This window comes from Kitasatospora sp. NPDC056076 (genome assembly GCF_042266305.1).
Lineage (GTDB): Bacteria > Actinomycetota > Actinomycetes > Streptomycetales > Streptomycetaceae > Kitasatospora.
In genome coordinates this window covers 24,578-38,038 of record NZ_JBHJWG010000049.1, presented here as the reverse complement: position 1 = coordinate 38,038, position 13,461 = coordinate 24,578, and the positions used below count along the sequence as shown (strand labels likewise).

At 71.3% G+C, this 13,461-nt stretch carries 13 protein-coding genes and 1 riboswitch; of the genes, 7 read left to right on the top strand and 6 right to left on the bottom strand.

The annotated features are described in order from the left end of the window. Nucleotides 1-69 precede the first annotated feature (69 nt). From ACFC1T_RS31440 to ACFC1T_RS31430, 3 genes are all read left to right on the top strand, one after another. Complete coding sequence (locus ACFC1T_RS31440; RefSeq protein WP_375894104.1) at nt 70-990, top strand: oxidoreductase; 921 nt, start codon at nt 70-72, stop codon at nt 988-990. 336 nt (nt 991-1,326) lie between these two features. After that, nucleotides 1,327-2,271 (top strand): hypothetical protein, encoded by a 945-nt coding sequence (locus ACFC1T_RS31435; protein ID WP_375894101.1) that lies wholly within the window; start codon nt 1,327-1,329, stop codon nt 2,269-2,271. A gap of 136 nt (nt 2,272-2,407) precedes the next feature. Next, nucleotides 2,408-3,490 (top strand): hypothetical protein, encoded by a 1,083-nt coding sequence (locus tag ACFC1T_RS31430; RefSeq protein ID WP_375894098.1) that lies wholly within the window; start codon nt 2,408-2,410, stop codon nt 3,488-3,490. Between the two features lie 241 nt (nt 3,491-3,731). Here ACFC1T_RS31430 and ACFC1T_RS31425 read toward each other — a convergent pair whose 3' ends face one another. The 3 genes from ACFC1T_RS31425 to ACFC1T_RS31415 are packed head-to-tail and all read right to left on the bottom strand — an operon-like array spanning nt 3,732 to nt 4,698. Next, nucleotides 3,732-3,953, bottom strand: a complete 222-nt coding sequence (locus ACFC1T_RS31425; protein WP_375894095.1) for a hypothetical protein — start codon at nt 3,951-3,953, stop codon at nt 3,732-3,734. A gap of 59 nt (nt 3,954-4,012) precedes the next feature. Continuing rightward, nucleotides 4,013-4,288, bottom strand: a complete 276-nt coding sequence (locus ACFC1T_RS31420; RefSeq protein WP_375894092.1) for a hypothetical protein — start codon at nt 4,286-4,288, stop codon at nt 4,013-4,015. Then, nucleotides 4,285-4,698 carry an ATP-binding protein gene (locus tag ACFC1T_RS31415; RefSeq protein WP_375894089.1) on the bottom strand — a complete coding sequence of 138 codons (414 nt, stop codon included), beginning with the start codon at nt 4,696-4,698 and terminating at the stop codon, nt 4,285-4,287. The genes ACFC1T_RS31420 and ACFC1T_RS31415 overlap by 4 nt, the downstream gene beginning before the upstream one ends. A gap of 226 nt (nt 4,699-4,924) precedes the next feature. Between ACFC1T_RS31415 and ACFC1T_RS31410 the strand changes: the two genes are divergently transcribed. Both ACFC1T_RS31410 and ACFC1T_RS31405 read left to right on the top strand, forming a co-directional pair. Next, a complete protein-coding gene (locus ACFC1T_RS31410) occupies nt 4,925-5,785 on the top strand; it encodes a helix-turn-helix domain-containing protein (protein WP_375894087.1) in 861 nt (286 codons plus the stop codon). Continuing rightward, the gene (locus ACFC1T_RS31405) at nt 5,782-5,994 is read left to right on the top strand and encodes a DUF397 domain-containing protein (RefSeq protein WP_375894186.1); all 213 of its coding nucleotides are present in this window, start codon (nt 5,782-5,784) and stop codon (nt 5,992-5,994) included. The genes ACFC1T_RS31410 and ACFC1T_RS31405 overlap by 4 nt, the downstream gene beginning before the upstream one ends. 39 nt (nt 5,995-6,033) lie before the next feature. Here the strand turns inward: ACFC1T_RS31405 and ACFC1T_RS31400 are convergent, their stop codons facing one another. The 3 genes from ACFC1T_RS31400 to ACFC1T_RS31390 all read right to left on the bottom strand — a co-directional run bounded on the left by ACFC1T_RS31400 (nt 6,034) and on the right by ACFC1T_RS31390 (nt 10,032). Beyond that, on the bottom strand, nt 6,034-6,507 hold the full coding sequence (locus tag ACFC1T_RS31400) for a hypothetical protein (RefSeq protein WP_375894084.1): 474 nt from the start codon (nt 6,505-6,507) through the stop codon (nt 6,034-6,036). 97 nt (nt 6,508-6,604) lie between these two features. Then, the gene (locus tag ACFC1T_RS31395; RefSeq protein WP_375894081.1) at nt 6,605-7,621 is read right to left on the bottom strand and encodes a ribonucleotide-diphosphate reductase subunit beta; all 1,017 of its coding nucleotides are present in this window, start codon (nt 7,619-7,621) and stop codon (nt 6,605-6,607) included. Continuing rightward, nucleotides 7,621-10,032 carry a ribonucleoside-diphosphate reductase subunit alpha gene (locus ACFC1T_RS31390; RefSeq protein ID WP_375894183.1) on the bottom strand — a complete coding sequence of 804 codons (2,412 nt, stop codon included), beginning with the start codon at nt 10,030-10,032 and terminating at the stop codon, nt 7,621-7,623. Before ACFC1T_RS31390 ends, ACFC1T_RS31395 begins: the two co-directional genes overlap by 1 nt. A gap of 194 nt (nt 10,033-10,226) precedes the next feature. After that, a riboswitch (cobalamin riboswitch) is annotated at nt 10,227-10,359 on the bottom strand. Between the two features lie 529 nt (nt 10,360-10,888). Between ACFC1T_RS31390 and ACFC1T_RS31385 the strand changes: the two genes are divergently transcribed. Together ACFC1T_RS31385 and ACFC1T_RS31380 are read left to right on the top strand one after the other, a co-directional pair. Further along, entirely contained in the window at nt 10,889-11,800 is a 912-nt protein-coding gene (locus tag ACFC1T_RS31385) for a hypothetical protein (RefSeq protein WP_375894078.1), read from the top strand. A 139-nt stretch (nt 11,801-11,939) separates the two neighbouring features. Further along, entirely contained in the window at nt 11,940-13,394 is a 1,455-nt protein-coding gene (locus ACFC1T_RS31380) for a glycoside hydrolase family 26 protein (protein WP_375894075.1), read from the top strand. The last annotated feature ends 67 nt before the right edge of the window (nt 13,395-13,461 follow it).

The following is a 13,461-nucleotide window of genomic DNA, read 5'->3' as shown; positions in this document are numbered from 1 at the left end:
ACGCGGGGCCGTTTCTGGCGCATGGAGTCGCACTTGACACTTGGTGACATGAGAGGCAGCGTGTGTCGCATGACGAAGCCTCAAGCGTGGAACGCCGACCGGATCCCGGACCAGACGGGGCGACTCTTCGTCGTCACGGGTGCCAGCAGCGGCCTCGGGCTGGCGACCGCCCGCGCCCTCGCCCACCGGGGCGGCCGGGTCGTCCTCGCCGTCCGCGACGAGGCCAAGGGGCGGCGCGTCGCCGCGGAGATCACCGCCGAGCGGCCGGGGGCGTCCCTGGAGGTGCGGCGCCTCGACCTGGCCGACCTCGACTCCGTCCGCGCCTTCGCCGAGCGGCTGCGCTCCGACGGCCTCCGCCCGGACGTCCTCGTGAACAACGCGGGTGTGCTGGCCCCGCCGCGCACGCTCAGCGCGCAGGGGCACGAGCTCCAGTTCGCGGCCAACCACCTCGGACACTTCGCGCTCACCGGCCTGCTGCTCGACCTGCTGGCCGGCGGGACCGACCCCCGGGTGGTCACCGTGAGTTCGGCCAACCACCGGCAGGGGCGGTTCCACTTCGACGACCTCACCGGCGAGCGCGGGTACTCGCCGATGGGGCGCTACAACCAGTCGAAACTGGCCAACGCCGTCTTCGGTCGGGAGCTCCACCGGCGTCTCACCGCCGCAGACAGCCCGGTCCGCAGCCTGCTCGCCCACCCCGGGTACGCGGCCACCGGCATCCAGGCGGGCTCGGTCGGCCCGGTGAAGCTGCTCTTCGGCCGCCTCCTGCGCCCGCTCGCCCAGACCCCGGACCGGGGCGCGCTGCCCCAACTCTTCGCCGCCACCGCCCCGGACGCCCTCGGCGGGCAGTTCATCGGCCCGGGCGGGATGGGGGAGCTGCGCGGCGCCCCGAAGGTCGTGCGGCTCGCCCCGAGGGCGACCGACGCCGAGGCGGCGCGGCGGCTCTGGGAGCTCTCGGAGCGGCTGACGGACGTCCGCTTCGCGCTCTGACGGAGCAATTTTTGCCCTGCGGGGGCGAGTCGGGCGGCGCACGGGAAGTCGGCCCCGCCGACTTCCCGTGCAGAGGCGCGCCTGGGGGCGTCCCCGCGCCGGCCGGGAACCTGGTGTCGGTGGGGATGTCTAGGCTGCCCGGCAAGATCATCGGCAGGTTCGCCGGGGTCGGGCGGAGCGATCGTGCGGGGGTGTGTCCTGGTGGGCTGGTGGGAGCGGAAAGCGGAGGCGAAGCGGGCCCGGTGGGTGCTCGATCCGCTGGTGGGGGTCGGGCCGCTGCGGTTCGGGATGAGCCCCGACGAGGTCAGGGACGTCCTTGCGGAACACCCTTCCCCGGTGCAGAGCACCCAGGACCGGGTGTGCTGGCAGGGGTACCACCACGGTACGGGCGTGACCGCGATCTACGGGCCGGACGAGCGGCTGGCGGCGGTGGCGGTCGACGCGAACACCGGACCACTGGTGCGGCTGCGAGAGGTGGAGCTGATCGCCCGGGTGCCGTCCGAGGTCCGGGCCGAGGTCCACGCGCTCGCCGGCCGGGAGGGCGTTCCGGTCGGGGTGAACTGGAGCGGCGATCCGGAGGTCGCGGCCTGGGGCGTGTCCATGGGCGCCGATCAGGAGTGGGGAACGTCGCCCGACGGGTACCTGGAGCGGCGGGACGCGATGCTGACCGGTGCCCTGCTCGTCGGTCCTGAGCTGGCCGAGGACCCGTACGGGGCCGAACCGGTGCTCGCCTGGCGCGACGTCCGCAGGCTGGAGGCGAACTCCGGCTCCTGGCCGGTGACGTCCGATCAGGACCGGCCCCGCTGGGACTGGACGCCGCTGGAGCGGGTCGGCCCGCTGCGGTTCGGGATGCGCCCGCGAGAGGTGGCGGCCGCGCTGGGCGGTGAGACGCCGGCCGCCCGGCGGGGGTGGTGCTACCAGTCGATGCGGCACTACGGGGCCAGGCAGTGGATCCTGTCGGAGGACCAGTTCGACCGGGCCGGAGTGACCGCGCACTACTGGTACCAGCAGGGCTCTCCCACCCTGGCGGCCGTGACCGTGAACGGCCGTACCGGGCCGCAGCTGGAGTTCGAGGGCCTGCCGCTGATCGGCCGGACGGTCTCCGAGGTCGATGCGGCCCTCACCCGGTACGTCGAGAGCCATGACGGGACGCTGCTCATCGGCTGCGACGGAGACCTCGGGCCGGACGGCTCCGGCATGTCCGTGCGCGCCACCAGGGCCGGGGACACCGTGGTGAGCGGTGCCCGGTTCCACGCGGAGGACTGGGACGACCACGGCTGACCCGGCGCGGTGCGGTGTGGCGTTGTGTGGTGCGCAGGAAGTCGGCCCCGCCGACTTCCCGTGCAGGGGGCAGGGCGGCGCTGGTGGGGGACTCGGCTCCGCCGTCGGAGGGTGGGTCCAGCGAGGGTGTGGCGTGGTGATCTGGTGGAAGCGGAAAGCGGAGGCGGAGCGGGCCCGGTGGGTGCTCGACCCGCTGGTGGGGGTCGGGCCGCTGCGGTTCGGGATGAGTCGTGAGGAAGTCGAGTCGGCCCTGGACCAGGTGGTCCCCGACCCCGCGTGGGACAGGGGCGGAAGCGCGCCCTGGCAGGAGTACCGGGACGAGGGCGTGACCGTGTTCTACGGGCCGGGGTCGCGGTTGGTCGCGGTGGCGATCGATGCCCTGTCCGGTCCGCTGGTGCGGCTGCGGGGCGTCGAGCTGATCGCCCGCGTCCCGTCCGAGGCTCGCGTGGACCTCCTCGAACTCGCCCGTCAGGAAGGGCGGTCGGTCGGGGTCAACCGTGGTGGTGACCCGGAGGTGGCCGGATGGGGCGTCTCGATGGGGGCGGACCAGGAGTGGGGGCGGGCGGCGGAGGGCCATATCGAACGGAGGAACCGGGCGATCACCACCGCCCTGCTGGTCGGGCCCGAGCTGGCAGCGGATCCGTACGGGTCCGAGCCGGTCGTCCGATGGCGCGGCGTTCGGAAGGTGGGGGCGAAAGCCGGGGCGTGGCCGTCGACTTCGGGGCGGGAGCGGCCCCGCTGGGGTTGGACGCCGATGGAGAGCGTCGGTCCGCTCCGGTTCGGCATGAGCCCGTCGCAGGTGGCGGCCGCACTGGGCGGCGCGGTGCCGGCAGCCCGCCAAGGGGCCTACCCCCAGTCCTGGCCCTCGGTCCCGCCCGAGGCCGGGCAATGGCGCTTGCACGAGGACGTCTTCGAGGAAGCGGGGGTGACCGCCCACTACGGGTACTGGGCAGACGTCCCAGTGTTGGGCGCCGTGACCGTGCACAGGCTGACCGGACCGCAGATCGAGTTCGAGGGCATCCCGCTGATCGGCAGGCCGGTCGCCGATGTCGACGCGGACATCATCCGCCACATCGAGGATCGGGGCGCGGGCCTGCGCCTCACCTGTGCCGGAGACCAGGGGCCGGACGGCACCAACATGTACGTCCGAGCTGTCAGGGCCGGGGACACCATGCTCAGCGAGGCCCGGTTCTGCGTGGAGGAGTGGTGGGAGGAGTAGGCCGCACGTGCTGCGCGGGAAGTCGGCGGGGCCGACTTCCTGTGCAGGCTGTCCCTACTGCTGAGGCATCGGCTCCAGGACGAAGCCGCGGAGCGGCACGTCATCGGTGGGCGGGCCGTAGGTGGGTCCCTCGGGCGTTGCCTGTTGCCTGCGGTAGCAGGCAACCAGCTCTGCGTACCGGGGATCGATCCACTCTTCCATTCGTGGTGCCTCCTGTCGGTCGCTCGGCAGCGTACGCCGTTCAGGCCACCTTCGGCTTGTGGCAAGGGTGTTCGGGCTTCGGCATCGGCTTGACCGGGCCGTCCTTGGCGGGGGCGTGCTGGCAGCCAGCGGCGACGGTCACCAGGCTGTCGTCGTCGGGAGCCCGCCACAGGTCCAGGTCGATGTCGAAGTCGGCCGCGCGGATGGCGGCCTGCGTGTGTCGGAGGATGCTTGGGTCGTAGTTCTCGGTGCCGTTTTCCATGACGGGAAAGCGGTTCGGTCGCCCCGGCCCGGCGTGTACGCCGGGCCGGGGCGGGGAGTTCAGGGGCGGTGGCGGGTGGTGATGGTGAGCGGGTGGGCGGTTCGGTCCGCCGTGTCGCCGAGGTAGAGGGTGATGGACCAGCGGCCGCTGCGGGCGAGGGAGTGGGCGACGCCGTTGTTGCCGCCCGGGCCGATGCAGAGGCGGAGGAAGTCCCGGTGGGCGGCCCGGACGGGGTGTCGGCGGACGTGGTCCCAGAGGACGGGGAGCGCGTGGTCGAGGCTGGGGAACACGGTCGGCAGCATGATGCCCGCGATCCCGGCTCGGACCGGATTCACGCGGCGGCCTCGGCGGTGGGCGCGGTGATGTGGCACCAGATGAACTTGCCGATGCCACCCCGGCGCGGGCAGCAGCCCCACTGGGAGGCCAACTCCTGGACGAGGAGCAGGCCCCGACCGCACTCGGAGGTGAGGGAGGCGGGCCGGAGCGAGGGCTTCTCGCTGTCGGCGTCGTGCACCTCGATGCGGAGCGAGGTGGGGGAGGGGAGCTGGAGGCGGACGAAGATCAGGCGGTCACGCGGGGTGCGGGTGTGGGTGACCGCGTTGGTGACGAGCTCGCTGAGGAGCAACTCGCCGATGGGGAGCAGGGGTTCGGCGGAGGGGTGGAGGAGGAGGAAGGAGCGGAGCTCCTGGCGGGCGTTGCGGGGGGACTTGGGGTGCCGGGGGAGCCAGCAGGTCTGTTCGCTCATGGCAGGGCCACCTCTGGAGTGTGCAGGTGAGAGCGGCGGGAGCGGGCATAGGGATGCCCGGTGAAAGCCCGTCATGATCACTATGTGTCGATCATCAGGCTACGTTTAGTAGCATCCTCCTGGGGACTTCCAAAGTGCAAGTCCCCACTTTAGAAGTGATCAAAGATTGTTGTCGGTGCCGGAGGGGGGCAGACTGGCAACTCACAGAAGTGGGGAGGTCGCGACGGTGCCGGTGAACAGGAATCCGACGGTTCGGCAGCGGCGGCTGGCCCGAACGCTCAAGGAGCTGCGAGTAGGGAGCGATCTGACGATCGCCCAGTCGGCGCGGCAACTCGACTGCGCGGAGAGCAAGATCAGTCGGATCGAGGCTGCCCAGTCAGGCATTCGACTGGTGGATCTTCGACTGCTGCTTGATCTGTACGGGGTGAAGGATCCGGAGACGCGGGGCCGGATGGAGGCTTTGTCGCGAGAGGGCCGTCTGCGTGGATGGTGGGATCGATACTCGGACACACTGTCGCCGCTCTATGCCGACTACATCGCGCTGGAGTCCGACGCATCGGACATGTACAGCATTCAGACCTTGCTGGTGCCGGGGATCCTGCAGACCGAGGACTACACCAGGGCCGTTGTCCGGGCGCAGATAGAGGATGCGACGGCTGAGCAGGTCGAGACGCTGACGAAGGTTCGCCAGGAACGTCGTTCGGTCCTCACGCGGGATGTGCCTTTGCGGGTGTGGGCTGTTCTCTCCGAGTCGGTGCTCAAGCACCAGGTGGGTGGCAAGGGGGTCATGCGCGAACAGCTTGAGTTCCTCGCGGCTTCCGCCGAGCGCCCCAACATCAACGTCCAAGTCCTGCCGGAAGCGTCGGAGATCCATGCGGCGCTCTTCGGTCCTGTCACCATCCTCAGCTTCCCGGAGGTGACCGAGACGGATGTGGTGTATGTCGACAGCCTTCTCAGCACCCTGTACATCGAGGAGCCGGAGGAGGTCTTCAAGTACGCGAATCTGTTCCGCCGCGCGTTGGCGGAGTCGCTGCCCCGCAGTGAATCGATCGCGCTCATCGGGCGCATGGCGAGCGAGAAGGTCTGAGGATTGTGAACGAGCTCTCGGGACTTGTGTGGCGCAAGTCCTCGTACTCCGGGGCGCAGAGTGAATGCGTTGAGGTGGCCGACGGTGTGATCGGTCTCGTGCCGGTCCGGGACTCGAAGGACCCGGACGGGCCGGTGCTGCTGTTTCCGGCTGGGGCCTGGGCTTCGTTCCTCTCCGGGGTCAAGGGCGGGGAGTTCTTGGCCGAGTAGAAGAACAGTGGTGCCCCGGGTGGGGCGCCACTGTTTGGCTCACGTGAGGTTGTCGGTCCAGAAGAACACTGTCCGCAGGACGATGCCCGGGGCGCCGGCGCCGAAGGCGAGGACCATGGACTGGCCGACCGCGACATCCGTCGGGTCGATGCCCTGGGACCAGGTGACCTTGGCGTCGAGGCCGGGGATGGATCTTCCCGGGGCGTACGACCGGAAGCTGCCGCGGGCGTGGGCGATGAGGGTGCCGTTGCGGCGCAGCTCTGCGTGGCGGAGGCCGGTCGATCTCAGCTCGTAGGTGCGGTCGCCCAGGACGGCCGTGCGGGTGCGGGACTTCCGGGTGGTCGGGACGCTCCGGCCGTTGACGTTCATCGCGCCGTGGTCGCGGTCGGGCACGACCGTGACGGTGGGCATCCCCGCCCCCTGCACCCGGGCCACGACGGTCGGCCAGCGGTCATGACTGATCTGTATCGGCCCGAACGGGCCGTCGATCAGACGTTGTTGGAGCTTGGACATGCCTGGGCTACCCCCGTACGCCTGGAACCGAGAACAGCGGGGCTGCCGTGACGGCAGCCCCGCTGTGTCCCGCTGTTGAAGCCGAACGATATTCGACCTAGAAGTCGTCGTCGAAGGAGACCGAGCCCTCGACCGCGACCTGGTACGCCGACACGCGGCGCTCGAAGAAGTTGGTCAGCTCCTGGACGTTCTGGAGCTCCATGAAGCCGAACGGGTTGGTCGACCCGTAGCGGATCGGCATCCCGAGCCGCGCGAGGCGCTGGTCCGCGACGGCCTGGAGGTACTCGCGCATCGAGGCGGTGTTCATGCCGGGCAGGCCGTCGCCGCACAGGTCCTGGGCGAACTGGAGCTCGGCCTCGACGGCCTCCTCCAGCATCTCGGTGACCTGCTTGGCCATCTCGTCGTCGAAGAGGTCGGGCTCCTCCTCGCGGACGGTGTCGACCACGGAGAACGCGAAGTCCATGTGCATGGACTCGTCGCGGAACACCCAGTTGGTGCCGGTGGCCAGGCCGTGCAGCAGACCGCGCGACCGGAACCAGTACACGTACGCGAAGGCGCCGTAGAAGAACAGGCCCTCGACGCAGGCCGCGAAGCAGATCAGGTTGAGCAGGAAGGCCCGCCGGTCTTCCTTGGTCTGCAGCGAGTCGATGTGGTCGACCGCGTTCATGTACTTGAAGCAGAACTGGGCCTTCTGGTGGATGGAGGGGATGTTCTCCACCGCGGCGAAGGCCGCGTTGCGGTCCTCCGGGTCCGGAAGGTAGGTGTCCAGCAGCGTCAGGTAGAACTGGACGTGCACGGCCTCCTCGAACAGCTGGCGCGACAGGTACAGCCGCGCCTCCGGGGAGTTGATGTGCTTGTAGAGGCTCAGCACCACGTTGTTCGCGACGATCGAGTCACCGGTCGCGAAGAACGCCACCAGGCGGCCGATCATGTGGCGCTCGCCCTCGCTCAGCTTCGCCAGGTCGGCGACGTCCGAGTGCAGGTCCACCTCCTCGACGGTCCAGGTGTTCTTGATCGCGTCGCGGTACCGGTCGTAGAACGACGGGTAGCGCATCGGGCGCAGGGTCAGCTCGAAGCCGGGGTCGAGCAGCATCTTCTGGCGATCGTCGGACATTACTGGCAGGCCTCGCAGGACTCGGGGTTCTCCAGGGAGCAGGCCAGTGCGGCCTCTTCCTCGGGGGTGAGGGTCGGGGTGTTCACCGGCACCGGCGTACCAGCGGCGGTGCGGGCGGCACCCGAGGCGGCCTGGGCGATCCGGGTCGCGGGGCGCGAGCGCAGGTAGTAGGTGGTCTTGAGACCGACCTTCCACGCGTAGGCGTACATCGAGCTGAGCTTGCCGATGGTCGGCGCCGCCATGAACAGGTTCAGCGACTGGCTCTGGTCCAGGTACGGCATGCGGGCCGCGGCCAGGTCGATCAGGGCGCGCTGCGGCAGCTCCCACGCGGTGCGGTACAGCGACCGGACCTGCTCCGGCAGCCAACCGAGCTCCTGGACGGAGCCGTTGGCGTCGCGCAGGGCGTCGCGGGTCTGCTGGTCCCAGACGCCGAGCTCCTTGAGCTCGCGCACCAGGTACGGGTTGACCTGGAGGAACTCGCCCGAGAGGGTCTCGCGCTTGAACAGGTTGGACACCTGCGGCTCGATGCACTCGTAGACGCCGGCGATGGAGGCGATGGTCGCGGTCGGGGCGATCGCGAGCAGCAGCGAGTTGCGCAGGCCGGTCTCGGCGATGCGGGCGCGCAGCGCGGTCCAGCGGTCGGTCCACTCCGGGGCGGCGCTCGGGAAGTGGTCGATGTGCAGCTCGCCGCGGGCGGCGCGGGTCTCGCCGTAGGCCTCGTGGCGGCCGAGCTGCTCGGCCAGGTCGGCGGAGCGCTCGTAGGCGGTGAGCATGATGCGCTCGGCGATCAGCGTGGACAGCCGGGCGGCCTCGGCGGAGTCGAAGTCGATCCGCAGCTTGAAGAAGACGTCCTGGAGGCCCATCACGCCGAGGCCGACCGGCCGCCAGCGGGAGTTGGAGGTGCCGGCCTCGGTGGTCGGGTAGAAGTTGATGTCCACCACGCGGTCGAGGAAGGTCACGGCGGTGCGGACGGTGGCGTCGAGGCGCTCCCAGTCCATGGCGCCGAGCAGGTCCTCGACGGACGCGCCCTCGGCCACGTGCGCGCCGAGGTTGACCGAGCCCAGGTTGCAGACGGCGGTCTCGGAGTCGTCCGTGACCTCCAGGATCTCGGTGCACAGGTTGGAGGAGTGCACCGTGCGGCCGGGCAGCGCGGTCTGGTTGGCGGCGCGGTTGGAGGCGTCCTTGAAGGTCATCCAGCCGTTGCCGGTCTGCGCGAGGGTGCGCATCATGCGGGCGTAGAGGGTCTGCGCCGGGATGGTGCGGACGGCCTTGCCGGCCAGCTCGGCCTTGAGGTAGGCCTCGTCGAAGTCGGCGCCCCACAGGTCGACCAGCTCGGGGACGTCGGCGGGGGAGAACAGCGACCAGTCGGCGTTGGCGTTCACGCGGCGCATGAACTCGTCCGGGATCCAGTGGGCCAGGTTGAGGTTGTGCGTGCGGCGCGCCTCCTCACCGGTGTTGTCGCGGAGCTCCAGGAACTCCTCGATGTCGGCGTGCCAGGTCTCCAGGTAGACGCAGGCCGCGCCCTTGCGGCGGCCGCCCTGGTTGACGGCGGCGACCGAGGAGTCGAGGGTGCGCAGGAACGGGACGATGCCGTTGGACTTGCCGTTGGTGCCGCGGATCAGGCTGCCGCGCGAGCGGATGCGCGAGTAGGACAGGCCGATGCCGCCGGCGTGCTTGGAGAGGCGGGCGATCTGCGCGTAGCGGTTGTAGATCGAGTCCAGGTTGTCCAGCGGCGAGTCCAGCAGGTAGCAGCTGGACATCTGCGGGTGCCGGGTGCCGGAGTTGAAGAGCGTCGGCGAGGAGGTCAGGTACTCCAGGCGGCTCATCAGGCCGTACAGCTCGGACACCTCGCGCACCGACTGCTCGGAGTCGCCGACCGCCAGGCCGCAGGCGACGCGGAGCAGGAAGTGCTGCGGGGTCTCGATCACCTTGCGGGTGATCGGGTGGCGCAGCAGGTAGCGGGACTGGACGGTGCGCAGGCCGAAGTACTCGAAGCGGTCGTCGCCCTTGGTGTCGACGAGCGCGTTCAGGGCGTCGGCGTGCTTGGCGACGAAGGCCGCGGTGGTGTCGCCGATCAGGCCCTCGGCGTGGCCGACGGCGATCGAGGCGGAGAAGGAGGTCGAGCCCTGGCTGTTCGCCTCGTCGACGATCTCCAGGGCGAGCAGGCGGGCGGCCAGCTTCGAGTACTGGGGGTCCTCGGCGATCATCGACGCGGCGGCGTCCACGGCCAGGCCGCGCAGCTCGGCGAAGTCCGAGCCGGCGTGGCGGCCGCGCAGCGCGGCGGCGGCGACATGGCCGGGGTCGACCTCGGTGAGGTCGGCGCTGCGGTCGGTGAGCAGCCGCAGGAGAGCACCGCCGGGGTCGGAGACCGTCGGGTCGGTGAAGGCGGTACCGGAGCCCTGGGCGGGCAGGGTGACTGAGGCAGCGGTGGTCAAGGCGCTCTCTCCTGGCGGCGATCGTGCGGCGGTGATCGGGGTCACCCGGGCCGATCTGGGCAGGGGAGCACGGCGCGAACGCAAAAAAGCGTCGCGCGAGGTGTCTCCCCGGCCCGCCCGCGAGGCCCGGAGGGGTGGTGCTGGTGCTTGGCGCGGCCTCTGCGGGAGGGCCGTGGCGCACGCTGTTCGGCAGGTACTCGGACTCGCGGTACGGCTGCTGGAGCCGCCCGCACACCGCTGCGGGGCAGTCCCGGATTCCCACCGGGTTCCCCTGCATCGACAGCAGAAGCGAGCATACATGTAGTGGTGTCTCCTCGATGCGACACCACATGTAGTACGGCGTGGTGTGTTGTCGCGATGACGGGTTGTGCCCGGGCCGGTGGCGGTTCGTGGACGTCCGAGGCCCGGAACCACGCTCCGGACGTGTCGCGGCCGCCCGCCGGACACCCCGGATCCGGGTGCCGGACACCCGGGCCCGGCGCGCCGGGCGTCCTGGTTTCGATACGGAACGGTCACCGGGCCGAGGGGCGGTGCGGGTGATGCCCTACGATCTGGGCGCATGAGCGACGGAACTGGTGTACCTGGGCACGGGCCGCAGGGGACGCCTCCCGCCGGGCCGGGGGGCGCACAGAATCAGCAGCCGGTGGGGCCGGGTCCGGTGCCGCCGCCGGGCGGTGGTTTCGGCCCGCCGCCGGCCTCGTACGGACCGGTGGCGCCGGCGGCGCAGCCGTTCTCCCAGCCCGTCCCGCCGGTGCCCCAGCCGGCGCCCCAGCCGGTTCAGCCGCCGGCTCCGCAGCCGCAGTGGCAGCAGGCCCCGCAGCAGGCGGTTCCCGTGCAGCAGTCGGGTCCCCCGCAGCAGCCGGCCGCGCCGCAGCAGCCGGTCCCGCCGCAGCGCGTCGAGCCGGACTGGGCGGCGCTGGCGGACCGCAACGAGGCCGACGGCAGGCGCAAGCGCCGGGTGAGGATCATCGGCGGCGCGGTGGCCGTCGTCCTGGTGGGTGGTCTGGCCGCGGGCGGAGTGCTGCTGTTCGGCAAGAAGGACGACCCGGCCAAGCCCGGTGGCGGTGCGGTCGCGTCCGCGTCCGTCTCGGGCAAGCCGACCCCCGGCCCGTCGAACGGCGGCCCGTCGACCCCAGGCCCGTCGAACGGCGGTGCGGCCGCGGGAGGGCAGCCGGACGACCCGTCGAAGCCGATCTGGGAGGTCGCCACCGACCCGGCGCCGCAGGACGCGGGGGCGCTGTTCTCCGCGCTGCAGGTGACGGTCAACGGCGTGTCCTGGAACCGGACCGTGGTCGCGCTGGACCAGCCCTGCTGGGACGGCAACTCCACCACCGGCGGGCTCGGCAAGGTCCTCGGCGACCAGGGCTGCCAGAAGGTGCTCCGGGCGACGTACGTCTCCGGCGACAGCGCGGTGACCGTCGGTGTCGCGGTCTTCGACCACAAGATCCAGGCCGAGACGGCGATGAAGAACTACGCCGGGCAGCTCAAGGGCCTGCCCGCGCCGGGCGGCCCGGCGTTCTGCGCCAACCCCGGCTGCACCGGCACGCACAGCAGCCTGGGCCGGTACGCCTACTTCACCGTCGAGGGCTCGGCGAAGGGCGGCAACGCCCCTGACGCCGCCGCGACCGCGGCGTCCGCCGGGTTCGCCGAGCACGTGAAGGGCCAGCTGCTCCAGCGGGCCAAGGCGGCGGGCTCGGCCACGGCGGGTTCGCAGGGCACTCCGGCGGCCGCCGCGACCGGCTGACCCGCGGTGACACCCCGGTCCCGGCGGACCCGTTCGCCGGGACCGGGGGAGTGTGGCAGGCTCTCGTCGGAGTCATTCGTACGCGTGTTCCGGTTGCGTCCGCGGGGGTCGGCGCCGGCGAGAAACCGGAGGAGCGGTCGTGGCCCTGCCCAGAGTCCTGCGCGGTAGGCCGGCTGTGCTGGCCGCGGCCGGCATCGTGGTCGCCGCCGGCAGCCTCGTGCTGCTGGACCGCGACGACCGGACCGACCCCGGACAGCCCGTCCGGGTACCGGTGTCGGTCGGGGCCCCCGGCCGCACCCTGCCGCCGGACGTGGGCCGGGACCTGCTGGCCCGGGACCCGCAGGCCTCGCCGAACGCCCGTGCCGTCCAGCAGTTCCTCGCGGACCTGGAGGCCCAGGCCCGCACCGGGCACAGCGGCGGCACGGTGATCGGCCAGCACGTCGAGGCGCACAACGAGCGCAACAACCCCGAGTACGGCGACTACCGGGGCACCAAGCAGGTCGGTTACTACTACAAGAAGGCCGCCGACATCACCGGCCGCCTGCCCGGCTTCATGGAGACCGACCTCGGCCCCGGCTACGGCCAGAACGCCTGGGGCGTCGGCAACCCGCGCTCCTACTCGGCCGGCCGCTGGCCCACCTGCCGCACCGGCTGGCAGTACACCGACGACGCCGTCGACCTGATGACCGCCGTCTGGTCCGGCCACCCGCGCGCCGACGACGGCACCTACGACGGCTCCGGCGTCCAGCAGAACTGCGACGGCAGCACCACCGAACTCCCGGACAACGGCGGGGCCCCGGCCGGGATCGTCGGCATGTCCTTCCACGAGCCCTACCCCGGGTCCGCCGTCAAGTCCTTCGACCGGGTGCTCTGTTCGAACTCCCCGGCGGCCAAGGACCCGGGCTGGTTCGGCCGGGTCGTGGACGCCGGGGGCGACACCCCCGAGTACCGCGCACTGGTCACCGACCTGTCCTACCTGGCCGACCACCTGGAGTACCTGGCCGCCCACGACGTGCCGGTGCTGCTGCGCCCCTACCACGAGATGAACGTCCAGGACTGCGCCAGCCGGTTCTGGTGGGCGGGCCAGAAGCCGGCCGACTACCAGGCGCTGTGGCGGATCACCTACAAGTACCTGGTGGAGACCAGGGGCCTGCACAACCTGCTGTTCGTCTGGACACCGGTGTCCTGGGACGGCGCCCCGGGTGTGGACCCGTGGGACTACTACCCGGGCTCCCAGTACGTCGACGTGGTCGGGGTGGACGACTACAGCGGCAGCCCCGCGCACCCGATCGGCACCGGCGAGGTCTGGACCAAGCGCTACTACGACGGGCTCGCGGCCTACCACAAGCCGAGGATGCTCGCCGAGTCCTTCGCCGTGCCGGTCAACTCCCGCCAGCCGGACACCCTCGGCCGCACCCCCTGGACGATCTGGACGGTCTGGGGGCAGTCCCTCACCTCCGACAACCTGGCCCCGGACCAGCCGCGCAACTCCGGAGCGGACGTCAACGCCACCTACCACAGCCCGTTGGCGATCACCGGCGGCTCCGGACCGTCCGGCGGGAGCATCGACTGGGGCGGGCTGCACGTCCGCTGATCGGGCCCGGATCGGTTGAACGGGCGGAATTCCGGGTCCGTTGTGCCGTGTGGCATCCTGTGGCGGC

Excerpts from the sequence above, each read along its gene's own strand:
- ACFC1T_RS31440 (WP_375894104.1), top strand. The coding sequence starts at position 70 with ATGACGAAGCCTCAAGCGTGGAACGCCGACCGGATCCCGGACCAGACG.
- ACFC1T_RS31425 (WP_375894095.1), bottom strand. The coding sequence starts at position 3,953 with ATGGAAAACGGCACCGAGAACTACGACCCAAGCATCCTCCGACACACG.
- ACFC1T_RS31415 (WP_375894089.1), bottom strand. The coding sequence starts at position 4,698 with ATGAGCGAACAGACCTGCTGGCTCCCCCGGCACCCCAAGTCCCCCCGC.
- ACFC1T_RS31400 (WP_375894084.1), bottom strand. The coding sequence starts at position 6,507 with ATGTCCAAGCTCCAACAACGTCTGATCGACGGCCCGTTCGGGCCGATA.
- ACFC1T_RS31395 (WP_375894081.1), bottom strand. The coding sequence starts at position 7,621 with ATGTCCGACGATCGCCAGAAGATGCTGCTCGACCCCGGCTTCGAGCTG.